This is a genomic window from Brucella pseudogrignonensis, assembly GCF_032190615.1.
GTDB lineage: Bacteria > Pseudomonadota > Alphaproteobacteria > Rhizobiales > Rhizobiaceae > Brucella > Brucella pseudogrignonensis_B.
Genome location: NZ_JAVLAT010000001.1, coordinates 812,501 through 833,653 on the forward strand (window position 1 = coordinate 812,501; position 21,153 = coordinate 833,653).

The following is a 21,153-nucleotide window of genomic DNA, read 5'->3' on the forward strand; positions in this document are numbered from 1 at the left end:
TCGATGATGCAGACATTGATGCAGCTGTAGACGGTGCCATGCTTTCAAAATATCGCAATGCCGGTCAGACCTGTGTTTGCGCCAACCGCATCTATGTTCAGCGCGGCGTTTACGACAAGTTCGCTGAAAAGCTGGCGCTCAAAGTGAAAGAGCTGAAAGTCGGCAACGGCACCGAGCCGGGCGTCGTCATCGGCCCGATGATCGAAGAAAAAGCCATCACTAAGGTCAAATCGCATATTGAAGATGCGGTTTCAAAGGGTGCGAAGCTTATTGCAGGCGGCAAGGAACTGGGTGGCCTGTTCTTTGAACCGGGCATTCTAACCGGCGTTACCTCGGATATGCTTGTTGCCAAGGAAGAAACCTTCGGACCGCTCGCACCGCTCTTTGCCTTCGACACTGAAGAAGAAGTGATTGCTGCTGCCAACGACACGATCTTCGGTCTGGCTGCCTACTTCTATACGGAGAACTTCAGCCGCGCGATCCGCGTCAGTGAAGGACTGGAATATGGTATGGTCGGACACAATACCGGCCTGATCTCCAACGAAGTCGCACCTTTCGGCGGCGTGAAGCAGTCGGGCCTCGGTCGCGAAGGCTCTAAATATGGCATCGAAGAATATCTCGAAACCAAATATATTTGCAGCGCCTACACGCGTTAAAATAGACTTGATCGACATTAAGAGGTGGCGCGCATTGTTCGTGCCACCTTTTTTATTTATAGAGAGTGCAAATATCCCCGAATGTTTGCACCTATAACAATCCGGAAAAATCATGCTGCGCCGACTCTATGACTGGACGATCTCGCTTGCTGCCCGAAAGTCTGCCGAATATTGGCTCGCTTTCATCGCTTTTGTAGAAAGCTCAGTGTTTCTGGTGCCCGCCGATGTGCTCTTTCTTCCGATGGCGCTCGCACGCCCTGAACGCGCCTATCGCTATGCGCTTGTGGCGACGATCTTTTCCGTGCTTGGCGGTATAGCAGGTTGGTATCTTGGCTATCATGCCTATGAACAGGTCGCGAAACCTGTGCTTGAAATGTATGGTAAGCTCGACACATTCGAGCAGATGCGTGGCACGACCAGCGCCGACATGATTTTGCTGATGCTTATCACATCCGGCCTATCGCATTTGCCGCCGATCAAAGTTGTCACCATTCTGTCCGGTGCTGCGGGCATAAATATCTGGCTATTTATTGCATCGGCAATTATCGCTCGCGGTGCACGCTTCTTCTTCCTTGCATGGCTGTTGAAGCGTTATGGCGAACCGATCCGCCACTTTATTGAAAAGCGCCTCGGCCTACTGGCTGGTCTGGTCGCCGTGGTGCTGATTGCACTGTTCCTAGCGGTTAAATATTTTCATTTTTGATTTTGCCTCAAGTCAGTCAAATTTAATTGCTTGGAAGCAAACTAGAATTCTAGACTACTGATAAAGCCAGTGTGGCGCAGGAAATTTCATATGGCATTTGCCCTTAATAGACCCGTGGGCAAAATTCAGGCTTGGACCGCAGGCATCATGACAGTCGGACTTGCAGCGACGGTCGGTACAGCTCTGGGCTTCGAGCATCTGGCTGGCTTTATGCCGTGTAAGCTCTGCCTTGAAGAACGCACACCATATTATATCGGCATTCCGGTTTTGGCTGCGGCTTTGGTTTCTTATGGCTTGAAGTGGCCACCGATCCTCACACGCGGTCTCATCCTGATCGGCGCGCTGCTGATGACCTTTGGTCTGGCACTTGCGATCTATCACACCGGCGTTGAGCTTAAATATTGGCCGGGTCCGGCTGATTGCAGTGCAGCCACCATGAAGGTCACACTCGATGCAGGCAATCTGCTTGGCGATCTCAACGCGACCCGCCCACCAGCATGCGATAGCGCGCCGGGCTTTTTCCTCGGCCTGTCATTTGCCGGATGGAACGTCGTCGCAAGCCTGCTCTTTGCAGCAATTGGCTACTACGGCGCTTTTGCAAAAGGTGAGAAGTAAGAGCGAATTCTGAGGAAGTTTTTCTTTCTTCGCAAGAGCTCAAGTATTTTGATCGAAAAGCGGCAGGCCGTGGCGAAAATGGTGATTTTCGAGTACCGAAATGGAGTGTACTTTTGGGTACATGAGCATCGGAACGCAGACAAATTGCCATTTGCAGACCGGCATGGCGACTTTTGGAACAGATACTAAGGTTCCAATTCGACATCCCAGTAAAGAAAGTCGAGCCAGCTATCGTGGAGATGGTTCGGTGGGAAAAGACGTCCGTTTTTATGCAGATCATGCATCGTGGGTTGAACCGGCTTCTGGCGTGGCCACATATGCGCGCGCGATGGCATCAAGCCGCCCTTGCGCAAATTGCATGGAGAACAGGCGGCGACCACATTTTCCCACGTCGTCGCACCGCCATGGCAACGCGGGGTAACGTGATCAAACGTCAGATCATGCGGTGAGCCGCAATACTGACACTCAAAACGGTCACGCAGAAAAAGATTGAAGCGGGTAAACGCCGGATGGCGCGGCGGCTGCACATAATCCTTGAGACAGATCACGCTTGGCAAACGCATGGAAAATGTTGGCGAGGATACGACCTGATCATATTCCGCCACGATATGCACGCGTTCAAGAAACACGGCCTTGATCGCATCCTGCCATGACCAAAGCGACAGAGGATAATAGCTGAGCGGCCTGTAATCCGCATTGAGAACCAGAGCAGGCAAACCACTGCTCGACACCGTTCGGGGAGAGACGGCTACATTCAAAGGCACACCTCCTTCAGAACAATTCCGAAAGAAAAGTGCGAATGGCTTTCCATGCGGAACTGCGCTTCTGACGAGAGCGCCGCGCGTCCATCATGGGCGCAACCTACGACGCTCCAACCTTGTAATAGCATTTCCAGCAAAAGTACGAAGCGGTTTTGCGTGGGATAATGCGTAGAAACAGATGGTTACAGCGGCCTTACCGCTGTAAGGCGGCAGTGCGATAGGCAGGGTACCAAGTTTCTGCGAATCGAAATGCCGTCATTCACCTGATGCGAATAATGTAATCCCGACATGACAGCATTGTGAAGCAGAAACGCATTTATGTCCCCGTAAACACGCAAGATTTACATAAGCGGCGCCGCCTCCCGCCCCTTGATCGCAGCGTAATATGACCAAAATAAACGCGCTGCCACACCGCGCCATGGCGACCAGTCTTCCGCAAGCAAGCGAAGCGCCTTTGTATCGGGTCTCGTTTCATGTGCAAAAGCGTGACCGACAGCCGTTTGCAACGCCACATCGCCAGCCGGAAACACATCCGGATGACCAGCGGCAAACAGCAGATAGACTTCAGCCGTCCATGGACCGATTCCTTTGATAGCGGTCAGCGCCTTGATCGCTTCTTCGGCAGGCAGATCGCACAGCCCATGCAGATCGATTGCCTCTTCTGCCAAAGCTTCACTCAAAGCAAACAGCGTTCTCTGTTTTGGCCGCGAAAGTCCGGCAAAACGCCATGCGTCTTCCCCGCCTGCAATATAAGCTTCCGGTGTCATCGGATCGATCACCTGCTTGAACCGCGCCCATATTGCTGCCGCGCTTGCAGTTGAAACCTGTTGCGCAACGATAATCGAGGCAAGACTTTCAAAACCCGGCTCAGATCTTCGAAGCGAAATAGCGTGGGACCGACTGCGGATATCAAGCAACCGTGCGTCGGCTAATCCCAATGCTTCAAGCCCGGCTTCAATATCATCCAATGTATCGATCCGCCGCATCGTCAGGCCTTTCATTTCAGTGTGGCACAACGTACCAATGCAGTCAGATGACAATCAACTGACATGATCATGACCCAGCCAGTATATCGCTTCGCTCCAAGCCCCAATGGGCAATTGCATCTTGGTCACGCCTATTCCGCCCTTCTCAATGCACAAATGGCGCAGACAAGCGAAGGGCGCTTTCTGCTTCGCATGGAAGACATCGACACCGCCCGCTGCACGCCGGAACTTGAACAGGGCATCTACGACGATCTCCACTGGCTCGGGCTTGAATGGGAACAGCCGGTACGCCGCCAGTCAGAGCATTTCGGCGAATATCGCAACGCCCTGACCAAGCTCGCCGACAAGGGGCTCGTCTATCCCGCCTTTCTGAGCCGCACCGAAGTGCGCGAGATTATCGGCGAAGCCCATGCCAAAGGCCAGGAATGGCCCACCGACCCTGACAGCACGCCGCTGTACCCGCATGGTGAACGAAACTTCAGCGAAAAAGAGCAGATGGAGCGCATCGTCTCCGGTGCGCCCTATGCATGGCGGCTCAATATGGAGAAAGCGCTCGAGGTGGCTGGCGAAACGCTGTTCTGGAACGAAAGCGGCTACGGCCCGAATGGCGAAACCGGTCGCGTGAACGCCGATCCCGCTCAATGGGGCGACGTGGTGATTGCCCGCAAAGACACCCCCACCAGCTATCATCTTTCCGTCGTGGTGGATGATGCGCTGCAAGGCATAACCCATATTGTCCGCGGACGCGATCTGTTTCATGCAACATCCGTGCATCGGCTTCTGCAAAAGCTTCTGGACTTACCGCAGCCACTTTATCATCATCATGATCTTATACTCGGCGATGATGGTTTGAAACTATCCAAAAGCCGCAAGGATACTGCACTCAGCAGCTTGCGCGAACAGGGCTTTACGCCTGACGATATCCGCGCAAGACTGTCGCTGTAAAAACTATTTTCGCCGCAGCGTCACAGATGATGTGCCCGCACGCTGATTGACGAAAGCGCGCTAAAGCGGTTCAAAGACAGCATGATAGCTGGCACTGAAGGGTGCTGGCGGTGATTTTGTTTATTTTGAAGGAGGCAGAGCCATGGTTTCTCAGAAAGCCGGTAACTACGTTGAGATAGAAGGCTTGCGCGTTGCCCCTGAACTGGTGGAGTTTCTGGCCAAGGAAGCAGCACCCGGCACTGGCGTTGAACCAGACGCCTTCTGGAAGGGCTTCGCTGCCATCATCCGCGATCTCGCACCGAAGAATCGCGCCCTCCTCAAAAAGCGCGACGACCTGCAGGCCAAGATCGATGCCTGGTACAAGGACAATCGCGACAAAGGCTATTCGCAGGCTGATTACCAGCAATTCCTGAAAGACATCGGCTATCTCCTGCCCGAAGGCGGAGAGTTCAAGGTTTCGACCGCCAATGTCGATCCGGAAATCATGCATATTGCAGGACCGCAGCTTGTCGTTCCGGTCATGAATGCCCGCTATGCGCTCAATGCCGCCAATGCACGCTGGGGTTCGCTCTATGACGCGCTTTACGGCACCGATGCTATTTCTGAAGATGACGGTGCGGAAAAAGGCAAAGGCTACAACCCGAAGCGCGGCGAAAAAGTCATCGCATGGGCCAAGAATTTCCTCGACGAAAGCGCACCGCTCAATGCGGGCAAGTGGGCCGACGTCACCGGCCTTTCCGTTAACGACGGCAAACTCGGCTTAACGCTTGCCGACGGTTCGGGCACCGCCTTGAAGGACGGGAGCCAGTTCAAGGGATATAATGGCGATGCGGCGGCACCGACCAATGTGCTGCTGGCCAAGAACAACATGCATGTTGATATCGTAATCAATGCGGACAGCCCGATCGGCAAGAGCGACCCGGCCCATATAGCAGACATGGTTCTGGAATCGGCGATCAGCACGATCCAGGATTGCGAAGATTCGATTGCAGCAGTCGATGCGGAAGACAAGGTTGCCGTCTATCGCAACTGGCTCGGCCTAATGAATGGCAAGCTCGAAGACACCTTCGAAAAGGGCGGCAAGCAGATGACGCGCCGCCTTAATGGCGACCGCAGCTATAAGGCTGCCGATGGCTCGGAACTTAGCCTCAAGGGCCGTTCGCTGATGCTGGTGCGCAATGTCGGCCATCTGATGACCAATCCGGCGATCATTGATTCCGAAGGTCATGAAGTGCCGGAAGGCATCATGGATGCCGCCTTCACCAGCCTGATCGCACTGCATGATATTGGCGCGAATGGTCGCCACATGAATTCGCGCGAAGGCTCGGTCTATATCGTCAAGCCAAAGATGCACGGGCCGGAAGAAGTGGCATTCGCCAATGAAATCTTCACCCGCACCGAAGAGCTGCTTGGTATGAAGCCGAACACGCTGAAAATCGGCATCATGGATGAGGAACGCCGCACCACGGTTAACCTCAAGGAAGCGATCCGCGCTGCCAAGGAACGCGTCGTCTTCATCAATACCGGCTTCCTTGACCGCACTGGCGACGAAATCCATACCTCGATGGAAGCTGGCCCGATGATCCGCAAGGGCGACATGAAGCAGGCTGCCTGGATCGGCGCTTATGAACAGTGGAATGTCGATATCGGTCTTGAATGTGGCCTTTCCGGCCATGCGCAGATCGGTAAGGGCATGTGGGCCATGCCGGACCTGATGGCTGCGATGCTGGAACAGAAAATTGCCCATCCGAAGGCTGGTGCGAACACCGCCTGGGTGCCATCGCCAACCGCTGCAACGCTCCACGCAACCCATTATCATCAGATTGATGTTGCAAGCGTTCAGGAAAAGCTGAAGAGCCGCCCGCGCGCCAAGCTCGACGATATTCTGTCGGTGCCGGTCGCCCCGCGTCCAAACTGGACGCCGGAAGACATCCAGCACGAAATCGACAACAACGCACAGGGCATCCTCGGCTATGTCGTGCGCTGGGTCGATCAGGGTGTTGGCTGCTCGAAAGTGCCGGACATCAACAATGTCGGCCTGATGGAAGATCGTGCAACGCTGCGTATCTCGGCACAGCACATCGCCAACTGGCTCTATCATGGCGTGGTTTCGGAAGCGCAAGTCATGGAAACGCTGAAGCGCATGGCAGCTGTCGTCGACAAGCAGAATGAAGGCGATCCGCTTTATCGTCCGATGGCCGCAAACTTCGACAATTCGATTGCTTTTCAGGCCGCTTGCGATCTGGTTTTCAAGGGCCGCGAACAGCCAAATGGTTACACCGAGCCAGTCCTGCACCGCCGCCGGTTAGAACTGAAAGCGCAAGGCTAATCAGGAATTATTCGGACAGAAAGAAAGCGGCGGGAGAAATCCCGCCGTTTCTGTTTTCGAAATCACTTGACTCCATTATAATAGATATTAATTCTAAGATAATGGAAAACATGAATGAGCATCTCGACAACGCCATTGGCGAAAATCTGCGCCGCCTGCGCCTTGCGCAAGGCATGACGCTGGATGCGCTTGGTGACGCGTCAGGTGTCAGCCGCGCCATGATATCGCGGATCGAGCGTGGCGAAACCAGCCCAACCGCACAGCTTCTGGCGCGCATTTGTGCAGCGCTCGGCACATCGCTCTCAGCTTTCTTTGCTGATGCGGAAGCCCCCGCCTATCCCTTGCTCACGCATGATCGCCAGCCAGTCTGGCGTGACCCGGATACGGGCTATATCCGGCGGTCTGTTTCGCCACCGGCAACGGGGTCGAATATCGACATGATCGAGGTCGAATTTCCCGCAGGCGCAAAGGTCACTTTTGCACCACAGGCAGCCAATGCAGGCATCACGCAGCATTTGTGGCTCCTGAATGGGCAGATGGAAATCACCGTTGGAGCAACCGCCTATCAGCTTCATACCGGCGACTGTCTTTATATGCCGCTCGTTGAAGGCATCACCTTTCATAATCCCGGCACCTCGACCGCACGTTATACAATCGTACTCGAACGCCGCAGCAGTCTCTGAAAGTACAATATGATTCGTGTCCTTAACTACGAAGATGCTGGCTCCTCGCTTCTCCCACTGGCAGAAATCCTGACCGATTGCGTTAATGATGGCGCGTCAGTTGGTTTCATGGCGCCATGTGAATGGCAGGGCTTCATCCCTTACTGGAACCACGTCTTTAATGAAGTAGAGCGAGGCGACACGGCCCTTCTGGTTGCCGAACATAACGGCGAAATTGTCGGTACAGTTCAGCTTGGTCTCGCACAGATGCCCAATCAGCCGCATCGCGCCGATCTTAAAAAACTGCTGATCCATCGTAAGGCGCGCGGCCTTGGTCTTGCACGCAAGCTGATGGAAGCCGTTGAAGAAGAAGCACGTAACCGACGCAAGACACTTCTCTGCCTCGACACGGCGACCGGCAGTCCGGCGGAGGCGATTTACACACATCTTGGCTGGGAACGTGTCGGCACTATCCCGAATTATGCGCTCTATCCTGACGGCAGCCCCTGCGCGACCACACTTTTCTATAAAGGCCTGTGAAATGACCCTCACCATCCGCTTTGCCAACGAAGCTGACCTCCCTGCTCTGCTTGCGATCTACAATGATGCAGTCGAGAACACGCTTGCGATCTGGAACGAAACGCTTGTCGATCTGGAAAACCGTCGCGAATGGCTCGAAGCCCGCAACCGCGACGGCTTTCCGGTTCTGGTGGCCGAACGTGAGGAACAGGTCGTCGGCTATGCGAGTTATGGCCCATTCCGCCCGTTTGAAGGTTTCCGCCACTCATCGGAACTCTCTGTCTATGTGGCAAGCGATGCACGCGGCGGCGGTATCGGACGCGCACTTTTGGCCGAGCTTGTGGAAGAAGCACGCGAGCGTAAAGTCCATGTGCTGGTGGCGGGCATTGAAGCAGGCAACACCGCATCCATCGCGTTGCACAAATCGCAAGGCTTTGAAGATAGCGGCACGCTGAAACAGGTCGGCCAGAAATTCGGACGCTGGCTTGATCTGACCTTCATGCAAAAGATACTCTAATCAGCACCGTGCAATAGAAAGCGCAGCGGGCCATTGCCCTGCTGCGCTTTTTTTGTTTATACAGGCGTATTCGCAAGGACCCGGTGAAAGCCCGGGTGGCTCTTCTGGCCGCCTATCCGCCAGACAACGCAACAACATCCCCCATTTTTACAATCGGCCATGTTGAATCGGACGGCTCTCAACGCCCGTCTTCTATTTGCGGAAAATTCAATGACACGTCTTGCTGCCTACCGCCGCGAGTGGTTTTCCAATATTCGCGGCGATATTCTTTCCGGCATCGTCGTAGCACTTGCCCTTATCCCGGAAGCCATCGGCTTTTCGGTCATCGCTGGCGTCGACCCCAAGGTCGGCCTCTTCGCCTCTTTCGCCATTGCCTGCGTTTCCGCCTTCACTGGTGGACGTCCTGGCATGATCTCTGCTGCAACCGCTGCAACTGCTGTGGTGATGGTCTCGCTCGTCAAGGAACACGGGTTGCAATATCTCTTTGCAGCCACGATCCTGATGGGCATTCTGCAAATCTTTGCAGGCTTTCTCAAACTCGGGCGCCTGATGCGGTTTGTATCGCGCTCGGTCATCACCGGCTTCGTCAATGCGCTTGCGATCCTCATTTTCATGGCGCAGCTGCCTGAACTCATTCATGTTCCGGTTGAGACCTACTGGATGATCGCAGGCGGTCTCACCATCATCTATCTCTTCCCGCGCTTAACCAAAGCCATCCCCTCGCCGCTCGTTGCGATTGCCGTGCTCACCACCCTTGCATGGACCAGCGGCATGGATCTGCGAACCGTTGGCGATCTCGGCGAGTTGCCATCCGCATTGCCGATCTTCGCGCTTCCACAAGTACCGCTGACGCTGGAAACGCTGCAGATCATCCTGCCTTACTCGATCACGCTGGCGGCTGTCGGCCTGCTTGAATCGCTGATGACGGCCCAGATTGTCGATGACATGACGGATACCAACAGCAACAAAAACCAGGAATGTATTGGTCAGGGCACCAGCAATATCGCATCCGCCATGATTGGCGGCATGGGTGGTTGCGCCATGATCGGACAGTCGGTGATCAATGTGTCGTCCGGCGGTCGCGGCAGGCTGTCGACCTTTGTTGCTGGCTCTTTCCTGCTGTTTCTCATCTTGGTTCTCGACGATCTTGTGCGGATCATTCCGATGGCCGCACTGGTGGCCGTGATGATCATGGTCTCTATCGGCACCTTCTCATGGCGCTCGATCCTCGATCTGCGCCGCAACCCGCCATCCTCCTCCATTGTCATGCTCGCAACCGTCATAACGGTGGTTTCCACCCATGATCTTGCCAAGGGGGTTCTGGTCGGTGTGCTGCTTTCCGGCGTGTTCTTCGCAGGAAAAGTCGCAAAGATGTTCCGCGTGAGCGAAACAACGAGCGAAGATGGAACCGAGCGCACCTATACCGTTCAGGGTCAGATCTTCTTTGCCTCGGCACAAAACTTCATTGCCGCGTTCGACTTTTCATCACCTGCAAAAAGGGTAACGATCGATGTCAGCAATGCCCATCTGTGGGACATCACCTCGGTCGGTGCGCTCGACAAGGTGGTACTAAAATACCGTGCCAGCGGTACCGATGTTTCGGTGATCGGCTTTAATGAAGCAAGCAGCGATATGATCGACCGCTTCGCTGTCCATGATAAAGAACCGGGCAGCGCAAAGCTCGCAACACATTAAACAAAGAAAAAGGGCCGCTTTTGCGGCCCTTTTTTTATCAGTTCGGCTGTGGAACGGCAGTCCCGGTCGAAAGCTCTGTCAGACCGATATCACCTTCAACCTGATCGCTGCGGGCCATCAGGTAGAGGCCGAGCACAGAGGTCAGAACCGCGATAAACACCAGATACCAGGCATGTGCCATCGGGTTGACCGCCAGAAGCGAGGTTACAATTACGGGAGTCAATCCGCCAAAAATCGCATAGGAAATATTGTAGGAAAACGACAGGCCCGAGAAGCGAACGGGTGCCGGGAATGCGCGCACCATCACATAAGGGACCGCGCCAACCATGCCCACCGAAAGACCCATCACCGCATAAAGCGCGAACAGAACAGGCAGGGAAACCGCCGCATAGGTGTAGAACACGAAAGTCGCAACACCGAAGAAAATGCCTGCAACCGCAAAGAAGCGGCCGCTGCCAATGCGATCAACAATCGCGCCAGCGCTCACCGTTCCGAACATCAGAAACAGCGTGCCGAAGCTTGTGGCGGCAAGCGACTGCAAAGGCGTGTAGCCATAAAGCTTCTGCAGGAACGTCGCAGTCATCAATGTGGTGACGACGATGCCAGCCGACAGAATCCATGTCAGCAGCACGGAAATGATAACGCCATGCATGTGGTTGCGCAGAACAGTGCCGAGCGGCAGCTTGTCCTTGAGAAGATGGCTGTTCTTCATCTCGGTGAAGATCGGCGTTTCAGCCAACCAGCGGCGCAGGTAAACGGCGAACAGGCCGAAAATACCACCGATGAAGAACGGAATGCGCCATGCGTAACCGGCAAGGTCTTCCGGCGTGAAAATCCAGTTGATGGCGGTCGCAATCAGCGAGCCGATCATGATGCCGAGCGTCAGGCCGGAACAAAGGAAACCACACGCCATGCCAACACGATTGGCAGGGACATGTTCAGCCACAAAGGTCCAAGCGCCGGGGACTTCACCACCGATGGCAGCGCCCTGCAACATGCGGAAGATAATCAGTAGGATCGGCGCGCCAACACCAAGCGTTGCATAGGTTGGCAGACAGGCCATGGCCAATGTCGAGATCGACATCAGAAACACCGAGAACGCGAAGACGCGCTTGCGGCCAAACTTGTCGCCAAAATGCGCCAGTACAATGCCACCCACGGGGCGCACCAGATAACCAGCTGCGAAAATGCCAAAAGTCTGGATCAGCACCAGCCAGTCCGGCATGTCAGGCGGAAAAAACAGATGTCCGATAACGCTCGCAAAAAATACAAAAATGATGAAATCATAAAACTCCAGCGCGCCACCCAATGCCGAAAGGCCAAGGGTGCGGAAATCCTGCCGGTTGAGCGGTCGGGGATTGATGCTTGTATGGGAGTTTGTCGATGCCATCGATTCGTTCTCTTCTGATCGGGAATCCTGATATGGAGCCTCGTTTAAAGGCTGCGGTTTAATGCGCCAATTATGCCTTCGCTGCAAGGCTTGACTTTTAGCCAGTAAAACTTATTTTAGAATTATTCTAAACTATGGATTTGAGAAATGCTCAGCCGGTTCTTCAGCAATGGTCGTCGCCCCTTTGATTCACTCTCCGAACAGGAGATACTAGCGCTCGCAATTTCGTCTGAGGAAGACGATGCGCGCATCTATCTTGCCTATGCGGATGGGCTGCGCGACGAATTCCCACAATCTGCGAAAATCTTTGAGCAGATGGCCGCTGAAGAGCATGAACACCGCGATGCATTGATTGAGCGACATCGCGCTCGTTTCGGCGATCGCATCCCGCTTGTTCGTCGCGAACATGTGAGCGGCTATTACGAGCGCAAGCCGGACTGGTTGGTGCGCCCGCTTGGCATCGACAAGGTGCGCGATGCGGCAGCGCAAATGGAAGAGCAGGCCTATCGCTTTTACATTGAGGCCGCAAAACGTGTGACAGATGCACAGACCCGCAAGCTTCTCGGTGATCTGGCCCAACAGGAAAAGAAGCACGAAGCAAAAGCAGAGTCGCTGGAGAACGAACTCACGCCCAATGCTGTTCAGGACGAAGAACGTGCGCTGGAACGCAAGCAGTTCATCCTGACTTACGTGCAGCCTGGGCTGGCGGGATTGATGGATGGCTCTGTCTCCACCCTCGCGCCAATCTTTGCCGCTGCTTTTGCTACACAGGACACATGGCAGACATTCCTCGTGGGCCTCTCGGCTTCAGTCGGCGCGGGCATTTCGATGGGGTTCACGGAAGCCGTGCATGACGACGGTAAGCTTTCAGGTCGCGGCTCTCCGATCAAGCGGGGCATTTCCTGTGGCGTGATGACGACGCTGGGCGGCCTTGGCCACACATTGCCTTATCTCATTAAAGATTTCTGGACTGCAACGAGCATCGCAGCAATTCTGGTTTTCTTTGAGCTTTGGGCAATCGCCTTCATTCAGAACCGTTATATGGAAACACCTTTCTTCCGCGCAGCCCTTCAGGTCGTGTTCGGTGGTGCGCTTGTTCTTGCGGCAGGCATATTGATTGGCAGCGCTTAAACCGACATAGCATCCTGCGGCAAGGAAACAGGACCAGCAAAATCATCGATGGAAATGCGGCCATGCCGGGAAACAGTGACGAAACTGTTTGCTGGCACAGCCATCCAGTTTGCAGCCTCACCGTCCAGCGGCTCGGATACAACACAGATGCCGGATACACTGCCGAGCGTCGCTGTATAAAGCGTCGGCGCAAATGCATCGGTGGCATAACGGATTGCATATAGCTGATTGCCATCGGAAAAAGCTGCTGTCAGCCGCAAGAATGGTGGCACTCCCGCACCTATAGCCTCTTCCACGATTGTTCCGACCATCCGCTTCATAGCCAACACGGGATCGCTTTCAAGACCAAATTCGAGCAAGAGCAGAAAGATCAGCTCCGAATCTGTTGCGCCATGTTTCTGACGATAAATGTCGTCGCTCAGATGGCCTTCAAGCCTCCGTCGCACCCGGTCAAAATTACCGATCTGTCCGTTATGCATGAAACTCCAGCGCCCGGAGACAAACGGATGGCAGTTGGAACGACTTGTCAAACCACCGGTCGAGGCGCGAACATGAGCAAGAAAAAGGCGCGACCGGATCTGCCGCGCAAGACTGTGTAAGTTCTGATCCGACCAGGCGGGCAGAATATCGCGGTAAAGCCCCGGCTCGCTCCGATTGCCATACCAGGCGACGCCGAAACCATCGCCATTGGTCCGCGTTTTGGCTTCATGTGCATCGTGGCTTTGCGCCACGAGCGAATGACAGGGAGACGAGATAATGTCTTCCAGATAGGTTTCAGGTCCGAGATAGGCGGCCCAACGACACATTTTCGATCCGGTGTTTACCGGCCCCGGTTATGAGTCCGCTCATAAAGCTGGCGAACAATTGTGCTCGCAGTCTTCTCGAACAAAAATGGCAAAATTGCATGAATGAGTGCAGCGAATGCTGCACAAAAAAGCTTGAATGAAAAACGACCAGCAAAGGCCATATGCTGAAAATAGGTTTCGTCGACTGACTCTGGATGTTCAGTAAAGAGGCGTGTGATGCGAGTGGTCATTGGAAATACTCCCGTCGATGAGCAATTTGTTCCCGTTTATCCAGCGCAATCGCGCCTTTCTGGAAAATCATTTTAGCAAAAGCGGGCGAGATGAAATCTCAATTTATCCTTGATAATTGACATTATATGAGACAATCATCCCAATATGAAACTCACTTTAGACGAAATTGATCGAAAAATCTTGAATGAACTGCAAATTGACGGCACTTTGTCCGTTGATTCTCTCTCCGAGCGCGTACACCTTTCCCGCAATGCCTGCTGGCGACGCGTCAAGCGCATGGAAGATGATGGAATCATCAAAGCGCGCGTTGCTTTGATTGATGCTGAAATGGCTGGTTGCGGCCTGTCCGTCTTCATTCTGGTTCGCACATCGAGCCACGACCCCGATTGGCTTGGCAAGTTTCGCAGCGCCATGACACGCTTTCCAGAGATTGTTGGCGTTTACCGCATGACTGGCGATCTTGACTATGTGCTCAAAGCACGCGTTTCCGACGTGAAAGCTTATGACCGACTCTATCAGCGATTGATTGCAAGCGTTCCCTTATCGGATGTATCAGCGTCTTTCGTCATGGAGGAGATAAAGGAGACGACAGCCGTGCCATTAGAGCGCGATTAATTCGCCACTAAAGGGTAACTCATGGTGTAAAAGCATGATCCTGTGCCGCACTATCATTGCAAAACTCAAAATAGGCGGTACACCTTTGATGTGTTTTCACGTATGAGCGTCGCCAATTTAACTTCACGTAGGAAAGGCCCCCTCATGACAGCACCAACGCTCGGCATTATTCGCCTTGAACATGCGGAAGGCCTTGAACTCCCCGCTTATGAAACGTCCGGCTCCGCTGGTATGGATCTTCGTGCAGCCGTTGCCGAAGACCGTCAGATCGTTCTTCTCCCAGGTCGTCGCACTCTGGTACCAACCGGCCTTATCTTTGAAATCCCGGACGGCTATGAAGTGCAGATCCGCCCGCGTTCGGGCTTGGCTTTCAAGAACGGTATTACATGCCTCAACACGCCGGGAACAATCGATTCTGACTATCGCGGCGAAGTGAAAGTGTTGCTCATTAATCTTGGCGATGAAGATTTCCGCATCGAACGCGGCATGCGTATCGCGCAGGCTGTCTTCGCTCCGGTCGTCCAGCCAAAGATCGAAGAGCGTTCACAGGTAAGTCAGACAGCACGCGGTGCTGGTGGTTTCGGCTCCACAGGGACTGCCTGATTAAGCAAGATCAGAAAATTCAGACAGCCGGGTTCAACCCGGCTTTTCTTCTGTGCTCATACATTTCAACAATCACATTTAAACCATAAAACAACCGCTTAAAGGTCCTTCATATTAGGACTTTTGGGCGCATGACAAATAATTAAGATGAATTCCTGACTGCGCAGGCATAGATATCCGCCTAACACTATTTTTAAAATTGATTTCTCAGGGGTTACCGGGTGCTTAAATCCACTCATTCACTTGCCACAGCTCGAAAAAAGACTGCCACACGCAAACGCAATCGTTTGTGGATCGGTTTGGCTGTTGCGGCCATTGCCTTGGGAGCAGGCTGGTATTTCCTCAGTGGCAAAGAAACAGGCAGCCAAAAAAGCACCTATCTCGCTGAGACTGTTGAGCGCGGAAATATCGAAAATTCAATCACTGCGGTGGGAACATTGAGCGCGCTACGCAGCGTCAATGTTGGTGCTCAGGTATCAGGCCAGCTCAAAAGCGTCAAAGTTGACATCGGCGACACTGTAAAACAGGGTGACCTTCTGGCCGAGATAGACCCCTCGCCTTTTGAAAAAAAGATGGAAATCGCCAGCGCACAACTCGATAATCTCAAAGCGCAACTAGTGAGCAAACAAGCACAGCTCACGCTCAAAAAAGCCAATGCTGCACGCCAGCGCTCTCTGCTTGCAAGCCGAAACGCATCGCAATCAACAATTGATCAGGCCGATGCCGAACTAGCCGTGGCCGATGCCGATGTAAAAGCACTCAGTGCACAGATTCGTCAGCAGGAAGCCCAGCTATCCAGTGCCAAAGTAGATCTCGGATATACCACGATATATAGCCCGATTTCTGGCACAGTCGTCGACCAGACTTCTAAAGAAGGCGAAACACTGAACGCAGTGCAAAGTGCGCCCACAATTGTAACTGTAGCCGACCTTACGGTGATGACCGTAGAAGCACAAGTATCAGAAGCCGACATCAGCAAGTTAAAGCCAGGGATGCCAGTTTATTTCACCCTGCTTGGCCAGCCTGAAAAGCGCTTTACAGGTAAACTCCGTCAAATCAAACCGACACCCGAAACTGACAATAATGTTGTTCTTTATTACGCGCTGTTCGACGTTCCCAACCCGACTGGCGAACTTATGATCAATATGAGCGCGCAGGTTTACTTCGTTCTCGACAACGCCGAGAATGTACTCATTGTTCCAACGGCTGCACTAAATACAAAGAATAACAAAGAGAGTAAGCCGGAGGTCACGGTACAAGTCGTAGACAAAAATGGCGGCACAACGGAACGCGCCGTTGAAGTTGGCGTGCGAAATCGTGTGCAGGCAGAAATCAAAAGCGGTCTTGAGGAAGGAGACAAGGTCGTCGTTACGTCAGCATCAGGAACTACGAGTTCCAGCCAGCGTGGTCGCAGACCTGGCGGTATGTTCTTCTGATGGAGCGCGCCATGACCGATACTCCGCTCATAAGATTGCTGGACATTCGCAAAACCTATCACAATGGCGATCTGGCGGTTGAAGTTCTGCACGGGATAACGCTTGACATTCATGCCGGTGAGTTTGTTGCCATCAAGGGTGCATCCGGCTCCGGCAAATCAACACTGATGAATATTCTGGGCTGCCTCGACAGTCCAAGCGGCGGTGCATATCTGCTTGATGGCGAGGATGTCTCGACACTGGATGCCGATGAGCTGGCAGGTCTGCGCCGGCGCACATTCGGCTTCGTGTTTCAGAGCTATAATCTCATTGCCACCTCCACCGCACTTGAGAATGTCGAGGTTCCTGCGATCTATGCTGGCATGCCAGCTGCTGAGCGTCACGAACGCGCGGCAGCACTTCTCGATACACTCAAACTCGGGGACCGTCTGGACCACCGCCCCAACCAGCTTTCCGGCGGACAGCAGCAGCGTGTTTCCATAGCGCGCGCATTGATGAATGGTGGCCGCATCATCCTAGCGGACGAACCGACCGGTGCGCTCGATAGCCAGAGCGGCGAAGATGTCATGGCGCTTTTGCGCTCGATGCACGAGCAAGGTCACACAATCATCGTCATCACTCACGCTCGCGAAGTCGCGGAACGTGCCGACCGGCTGATCGAAATTCGCGATGGCCAGATTCTGTCCGATACAACCAAGCATGAAATCCCGGACACCGAAGCACCCAAAAACCTCCAGCAGATCACGCAAAGCGGTGCAGCGCATATCGCCGACATTTCCGAAGCGGTCAAAATGGCAATGCGCGCGCTGCGCGCTAATATCTTCCGCACCGTTTTGACGTTGCTCGGCATCATCATCGGCGTGAGTTCCGTTGTGACGATGCTCGCAATCGGCACCGGCGCGCAAAATTCGATCCTCGATCGCATCAATGCGATGGGCACCGACCTTGTTTTGATTCGTCCATCCATGCCCGGTTTCCGTGGCTCAGGTTCCATAGCAACGCTCGTCCCTGAAGATGCCGATGCAATCCTGCAATTGCCCAATGTGAAAACCGCCGTGCCCGAAGTCACGGGCAGCGTCACTTTGAGACGCGGTAATGTGGATTATCAGTCGCAAGCCAATGGCACGGTCGCCGCTTTTTCAGAAGCCAAATCATGGAAGGTAGCCACCGGCGATTTTATTACCCAACACGACATGGAATCCTATGCGCCCGTTGCAGTGCTGGGTTCGACCGTGGTCAAAACTCTGTTCCCGGACGGCTCGAACCCAATTGGTCAATATATCTTGATCAAGAAAATACCATTTCAGGTGATCGGAACGCTGGAATCCAAGGGCGCAGGCTTCGGTGGCTCCGATCAGGATGACGTCGTGGTGGTCCCGCTCTCAACCGGAAATCTTCGCCTCTTCGGCCAAAAATATGTCCGAACCATCACCGTTCAGGTGAAAGATGCCGACCTGATCGATACGACGCAAGATCAGATTCAGGAACTTCTAGATCAACGTCACAAGCAGCGTGACACGATGATCACCAACATGTCGTCTATTCGAGACGATGCGGCTGCTATGGGATCGACCCTCACGCTGTTTTTGGGATCCGTAGCCGCAATCTCGCTTCTGGTCGGTGGCATCGGTGTGATGAACATTATGCTGGTCAGCGTCACCGAGCGCACGCGTGAAATCGGCGTTCGTATGGCAACGGGTGCAAGACGGCGGGACATCCTCCTCCAATTCATTACCGAAGCGCTTAGCGTATCTGCAATCGGCGGCGCATTTGGCGTGATACTTGGTGTGGGAGCAGCGACGCTGATATCCTTCGCAGGTGTGGCGGTGGCCTTCAGCGTCGGCCCTGTGCTGCTTGCATTTACTTGCGCATTCGCAACGGGCCTCGTGTTTGGGTTTCTACCGGCCCGCAAAGCTTCACGTCTCTTACCAGCAGTAGCGCTCTCATCCGAGTAGCCAGCCCGTCACGGAAATAGAAAAGCTGGCCCGTTTTCACGAGGCCAGCTTTTTTAAGATTGCTTTGCGGAAGTTACTTAAACTGAATCGGTACCGTAATCGGCATGCGCGGTTTGGCAATTGCAGCAGGCGGTGCTGGCACCGGTGATGAATTACGCGTGGCTTGCACCGCCAGTTCATCAACCTTCGGATTGCCCGATGAGCTGGCCAATCGAACGGACAGAATATTGCCCGATGGATCCACCACAAACGCAACCTGTGCCGTACCCTTTACACCTCTTCCAGCCTGACGCTGCAAAGAACGTGTGCGACGGAGCAAATGCGCATAAAGCTTGGACTGCCACTTGTTGGAACTAATGCCGGCAGAGGCATTGTTGTCCCCACGGCGATTGGCAACTGGCTTTGCGCCTGAATCCACATCCATGCGCGGGGCGCTTGCTTCACGCGTTTCAGCAGCCTTCTCAGCCTTTTTGGGCTTTGGCTTTTCAACCTTCTTTACCGGCTTGGGCTTTTCAACCTTCGGCTTCTCAACCTGTGCTTTTTCGACCTTCGGCTCAGGCTTCTCAACAGGCAGCGGCACAGCGACTTCAGGCTTCGGAGCTTCGACCACATCCGGAATGACTTCTTCCGGTTCCTCAACAGGTTCTGGCTCAGGCTCCGGTTCGGGTTCCTTGATCTCTTCTGGGACTGGTTCCGGCTCAACCTGCTCTTCAGGCGCCACGGCAGTTTCCTGCTGGGGTGCTTCTGATGCTACCTCTTCCATCGGCGCTTCAGGCTCAAGCGCAATCTCAACAACCATGGCTGCAACTTGCGCACCATCCGGCTGATCATCGTCCTGGCTCACACTGATAGCATAAGCACCGGCAGCATGAACCGTCAGAACAATTACGCCCGCACCGATCCACCGCCCCGCATCACGCCAAAATGAGTAATGATGGCTATCAGTTGATGCCACATTCTTGATAGGAGGATGTTCGGGCGGAAGCCTGTTCATTACTGGGCTCCCTGTATAGCAGGTGTGGCGTCAGACGCAGGAGCTGGAGCGACACCATCGGTGGCTCCAACGGTTTCAAGCCCAACAAGCGCGATCTTCAGATAACCCGCTTCCCGCAACAAGTTCATCACACGCATCAATTCGCCATAGCCAACCGTTTTATCCGCACGCAGGAATACGCGTGCGTCCTTGTTGTTTTCAGACACACCATCAAGCTTTGCGCCAAGGGCTTCCCGCACAACCGTGTCGTTACCCACACTGACAGTAAGATCGTCCTTGAGCGTCACATAAATCGGCTTATCGGGGCGTGGTGCAGGCGTTGCAGTCGACGCAGGGAGATCAACATTGATATCAACCGTCGCCAATGGAGCCGCGACCATGAAGATGATCAGCAGAACCAGCATGACGTCGATGAACGGCGTCACATTGATTTCGTGATTAAGCTCCAGATCGTCACCGCCGCCTTCGCGAATTTTGCCAGCCATTTTGCTTACTCCGCAGCGTGCAACTTGCCTTCAGAAACACCAGCGGTCCTGAAGTCGAAATCACGGCTAACAAGGCGCTCAACGCCAGCACTCGCATCAGCGAGCAGTGAGCGGTAGCCAGTGATAGAGCGTGCGAATACGTTATAGATAACAACCGCCGGAATAGCTGCGACAAGACCAATAGCCGTTGCCAGCAGCGCCTCAGCAATACCGGGAGCAACAACCGCAAGGTTGGTCGTCTGCGCCTGACTGATACCGATAAAGGAATTCATAATACCCCAAACGGTGCCGAACAAACCGACGAACGGTGCAACAGAACCGATCGTTGCCAGAATGCCGGTGCCTTTTGAAAGACGGCGTCCGGCTTTTGCTTCGATGCGTGACAAACGCGAGGACACGCGTTCTTTCAGACCATCGCCACCCGCGCGCGACAATGCCAGTCCCGATAGGCGAACTTCATCTTCTGCTGCACGCACAAGAATTGAAGCTGGACCTTTCACACCATCAAGCGAACGGACCGCCTCAACAAGCGTCGCAGAATGGCCAATAACTTTGAGTGCACGCTTGGCGCGACTGCGTGCACCAGCAAGTTCGAGCGACTTGGCAACCCATATGGTCCAGGTCGCAAGCGAAGCTACCGCAAGGCCGATCATGACCGACTTCACCACCCAGTCAGCCGCCATGAACATGCCCCAAGGCGAAAGATCATGTGGCAACACGAAAGCTGGAGTCGCTACTTCAGCCGATGTTACAGGCTGGGCCACTTCAGGTGACGCCTGTTGTACTGCGGCTGATTCACCTGCTGGCGCACCAACGGGCGGCGTTTCCGCTGCTGGCTGTTCAGCAGCTGGAGCAGCGGGTGCGGGGGTGGTCGGCGCCTGACTCGTAACCGCCGGGCTGGTCGTCGATGGCTCAACTGTACTTTGCGCAGCGGCAGAACCTGCAAATGCCAGCAGCCCAATGCCCATCGCCGCAGCCGTGAAGCTCTTTCGCCAGAAACCAGTCATTTTGATCGCCTTTTGATTGTTCAGGTTCAAGCGCACATGACAGATCATCCATGCAGACCATCCCGGCGCCTGATCGGCCTTTTCTTAACTCTCATTAACATGATGATGCAAG

22 protein-coding genes, 1 pseudogene and 1 other annotated feature (1 of these 24 running past the window's edge) are annotated in these 21,153 nt (G+C 54.1%); of the genes and pseudogenes, 14 read left to right on the forward strand and 9 right to left on the reverse strand.

All coding sequences use genetic code 11. The features are described from left to right. From RI570_RS03980 to RI570_RS03990, 3 genes are all read left to right on the forward strand, one after another. Positions 1-656 carry the 3' portion of an NAD-dependent succinate-semialdehyde dehydrogenase gene (locus RI570_RS03980; RefSeq protein ID WP_313827092.1) on the forward strand. The gene continues 796 nt to the left of window position 1, outside the view, so only the last 656 of its 1,452 coding nucleotides appear in the window; its start codon lies beyond the left edge, outside the window; the stop codon is at positions 654-656. 112 nt (positions 657-768) lie between these two features. After that, a complete protein-coding gene (locus RI570_RS03985) occupies positions 769-1,359 on the forward strand; it encodes a YqaA family protein (RefSeq protein WP_112807762.1) in 591 nt (196 codons plus the stop codon). A gap of 90 nt (positions 1,360-1,449) precedes the next feature. Further along, the gene (locus RI570_RS03990) at positions 1,450-1,974 is read left to right on the forward strand and encodes a disulfide bond formation protein B (protein WP_313827093.1); all 525 of its coding nucleotides are present in this window, start codon (positions 1,450-1,452) and stop codon (positions 1,972-1,974) included. A 41-nt stretch (positions 1,975-2,015) separates the two neighbouring features. Here the strand turns inward: RI570_RS03990 and RI570_RS21635 are convergent. The 3 genes and pseudogenes from RI570_RS21635 to RI570_RS04000 all read right to left on the reverse strand — a co-directional run. Then, positions 2,016-2,125: pseudogene (locus tag RI570_RS21635) on the reverse strand (flagellar basal body P-ring protein FlgI); the annotation flags it as partial. A gap of 34 nt (positions 2,126-2,159) precedes the next feature. After that, positions 2,160-2,732, reverse strand: coding sequence for an HNH endonuclease (locus RI570_RS03995; protein WP_313827094.1), 573 nt, complete (start codon positions 2,730-2,732; stop codon positions 2,160-2,162). A 344-nt stretch (positions 2,733-3,076) separates the two neighbouring features. After that, on the reverse strand, positions 3,077-3,721 hold the full coding sequence (locus RI570_RS04000) for a DNA-3-methyladenine glycosylase (RefSeq protein ID WP_313827095.1): 645 nt from the start codon (positions 3,719-3,721) through the stop codon (positions 3,077-3,079). A 69-nt stretch (positions 3,722-3,790) separates the two neighbouring features. On the opposite strand from RI570_RS04000, the gene gluQRS reads away from it, so the two are divergent. The 6 genes from gluQRS to RI570_RS04030 all read left to right on the forward strand — a co-directional run bounded on the left by gluQRS (position 3,791) and on the right by RI570_RS04030 (position 10,388). After that, positions 3,791-4,666 carry a tRNA glutamyl-Q(34) synthetase GluQRS gene (gene gluQRS, locus RI570_RS04005; RefSeq protein ID WP_313827096.1) on the forward strand — a complete coding sequence of 292 codons (876 nt, stop codon included), beginning with the start codon at positions 3,791-3,793 and terminating at the stop codon, positions 4,664-4,666. 142 nt (positions 4,667-4,808) lie between these two features. Then, complete coding sequence (locus RI570_RS04010) at positions 4,809-6,995, forward strand: malate synthase G (RefSeq protein ID WP_313827098.1); 2,187 nt, start codon at positions 4,809-4,811, stop codon at positions 6,993-6,995. A 110-nt stretch (positions 6,996-7,105) separates the two neighbouring features. Beyond that, positions 7,106-7,678: an XRE family transcriptional regulator gene (locus RI570_RS04015; protein WP_313827099.1), complete on the forward strand. Its 573-nt coding sequence runs from the start codon at positions 7,106-7,108 to the stop codon at positions 7,676-7,678. Between the two features lie 9 nt (positions 7,679-7,687). Further along, the gene (locus RI570_RS04020; protein ID WP_313827101.1) at positions 7,688-8,197 is read left to right on the forward strand and encodes a GNAT family N-acetyltransferase; all 510 of its coding nucleotides are present in this window, start codon (positions 7,688-7,690) and stop codon (positions 8,195-8,197) included. A gap of 1 nt (position 8,198) precedes the next feature. Then, the gene (locus RI570_RS04025) at positions 8,199-8,693 is read left to right on the forward strand and encodes an N-acetyltransferase family protein (RefSeq protein ID WP_313827102.1); all 495 of its coding nucleotides are present in this window, start codon (positions 8,199-8,201) and stop codon (positions 8,691-8,693) included. A 73-nt stretch (positions 8,694-8,766) separates the two neighbouring features. Continuing rightward, positions 8,767-8,822, forward strand: a sequence feature (sul1 is cis-regulatory element that is thought to sense ions involved in sulfur or methionine metabolism; They are found in Alphaproteobacteria). An 81-nt stretch (positions 8,823-8,903) separates the two neighbouring features. Continuing rightward, complete coding sequence (locus RI570_RS04030; protein ID WP_313827104.1) at positions 8,904-10,388, forward strand: SulP family inorganic anion transporter; 1,485 nt, start codon at positions 8,904-8,906, stop codon at positions 10,386-10,388. 37 nt (positions 10,389-10,425) lie between these two features. Here RI570_RS04030 and RI570_RS04035 read toward each other — a convergent pair whose 3' ends face one another. Next, positions 10,426-11,778, reverse strand: coding sequence for an MFS transporter (locus RI570_RS04035; protein ID WP_313827105.1), 1,353 nt, complete (start codon positions 11,776-11,778; stop codon positions 10,426-10,428). Between the two features lie 147 nt (positions 11,779-11,925). Here RI570_RS04035 and mbfA point away from each other — a divergent pair, with 147 nt between their 5' ends. Continuing rightward, a complete protein-coding gene (gene mbfA, locus RI570_RS04040; RefSeq protein ID WP_313827106.1) occupies positions 11,926-12,909 on the forward strand; it encodes an iron exporter MbfA in 984 nt (327 codons plus the stop codon). Here mbfA and RI570_RS04045 read toward each other — a convergent pair. Together RI570_RS04045 and RI570_RS04050 are read right to left on the reverse strand one after the other, a co-directional pair. Next, the gene (locus RI570_RS04045) at positions 12,906-13,715 is read right to left on the reverse strand and encodes a class II glutamine amidotransferase (RefSeq protein ID WP_313827107.1); all 810 of its coding nucleotides are present in this window, start codon (positions 13,713-13,715) and stop codon (positions 12,906-12,908) included. The genes mbfA and RI570_RS04045 overlap by 4 nt on opposite strands. Before the next feature lie 14 nt (positions 13,716-13,729). Then, positions 13,730-13,945, reverse strand: coding sequence for a DUF6356 family protein (locus tag RI570_RS04050; RefSeq protein WP_064321024.1), 216 nt, complete (start codon positions 13,943-13,945; stop codon positions 13,730-13,732). Between the two features lie 145 nt (positions 13,946-14,090). On the opposite strand from RI570_RS04050, the gene RI570_RS04055 reads away from it, so the two are divergent. The 4 genes from RI570_RS04055 to RI570_RS04070 all read left to right on the forward strand — a co-directional run bounded on the left by RI570_RS04055 (position 14,091) and on the right by RI570_RS04070 (position 18,555). Beyond that, positions 14,091-14,561: an Lrp/AsnC family transcriptional regulator gene (locus tag RI570_RS04055; RefSeq protein ID WP_313827109.1), complete on the forward strand. Its 471-nt coding sequence runs from the start codon at positions 14,091-14,093 to the stop codon at positions 14,559-14,561. Positions 14,562-14,705: 144 nt separating this feature from the next. Next, positions 14,706-15,164 (forward strand): dUTP diphosphatase, encoded by a 459-nt coding sequence (dut, locus tag RI570_RS04060; RefSeq protein WP_313827111.1) that lies wholly within the window; start codon positions 14,706-14,708, stop codon positions 15,162-15,164. 221 nt (positions 15,165-15,385) lie between these two features. Further along, positions 15,386-16,600: an efflux RND transporter periplasmic adaptor subunit gene (locus RI570_RS04065; RefSeq protein ID WP_313827113.1), complete on the forward strand. Its 1,215-nt coding sequence runs from the start codon at positions 15,386-15,388 to the stop codon at positions 16,598-16,600. Between the two features lie 11 nt (positions 16,601-16,611). Continuing rightward, on the forward strand, positions 16,612-18,555 hold the full coding sequence (locus RI570_RS04070) for a MacB family efflux pump subunit (RefSeq protein WP_313827114.1): 1,944 nt from the start codon (positions 16,612-16,614) through the stop codon (positions 18,553-18,555). Between the two features lie 73 nt (positions 18,556-18,628). Here the strand turns inward: RI570_RS04070 and RI570_RS04075 are convergent, their stop codons facing one another. The 3 genes from RI570_RS04075 to exbB are packed head-to-tail and all read right to left on the reverse strand — an operon-like array spanning position 18,629 to position 21,041. Next, positions 18,629-19,549: a TonB family protein gene (locus tag RI570_RS04075; RefSeq protein WP_313827116.1), complete on the reverse strand. Its 921-nt coding sequence runs from the start codon at positions 19,547-19,549 to the stop codon at positions 18,629-18,631. Next, the gene (gene exbD / locus RI570_RS04080; protein WP_313827117.1) at positions 19,549-20,034 is read right to left on the reverse strand and encodes a TonB system transport protein ExbD; all 486 of its coding nucleotides are present in this window, start codon (positions 20,032-20,034) and stop codon (positions 19,549-19,551) included. Before exbD ends, RI570_RS04075 begins: the two co-directional genes overlap by 1 nt. A 5-nt stretch (positions 20,035-20,039) precedes the next feature. After that, positions 20,040-21,041, reverse strand: coding sequence for a tonB-system energizer ExbB (gene exbB, locus RI570_RS04085; protein WP_409558616.1), 1,002 nt, complete (start codon positions 21,039-21,041; stop codon positions 20,040-20,042). Positions 21,042-21,153: the final 112 nt, after the last annotated feature.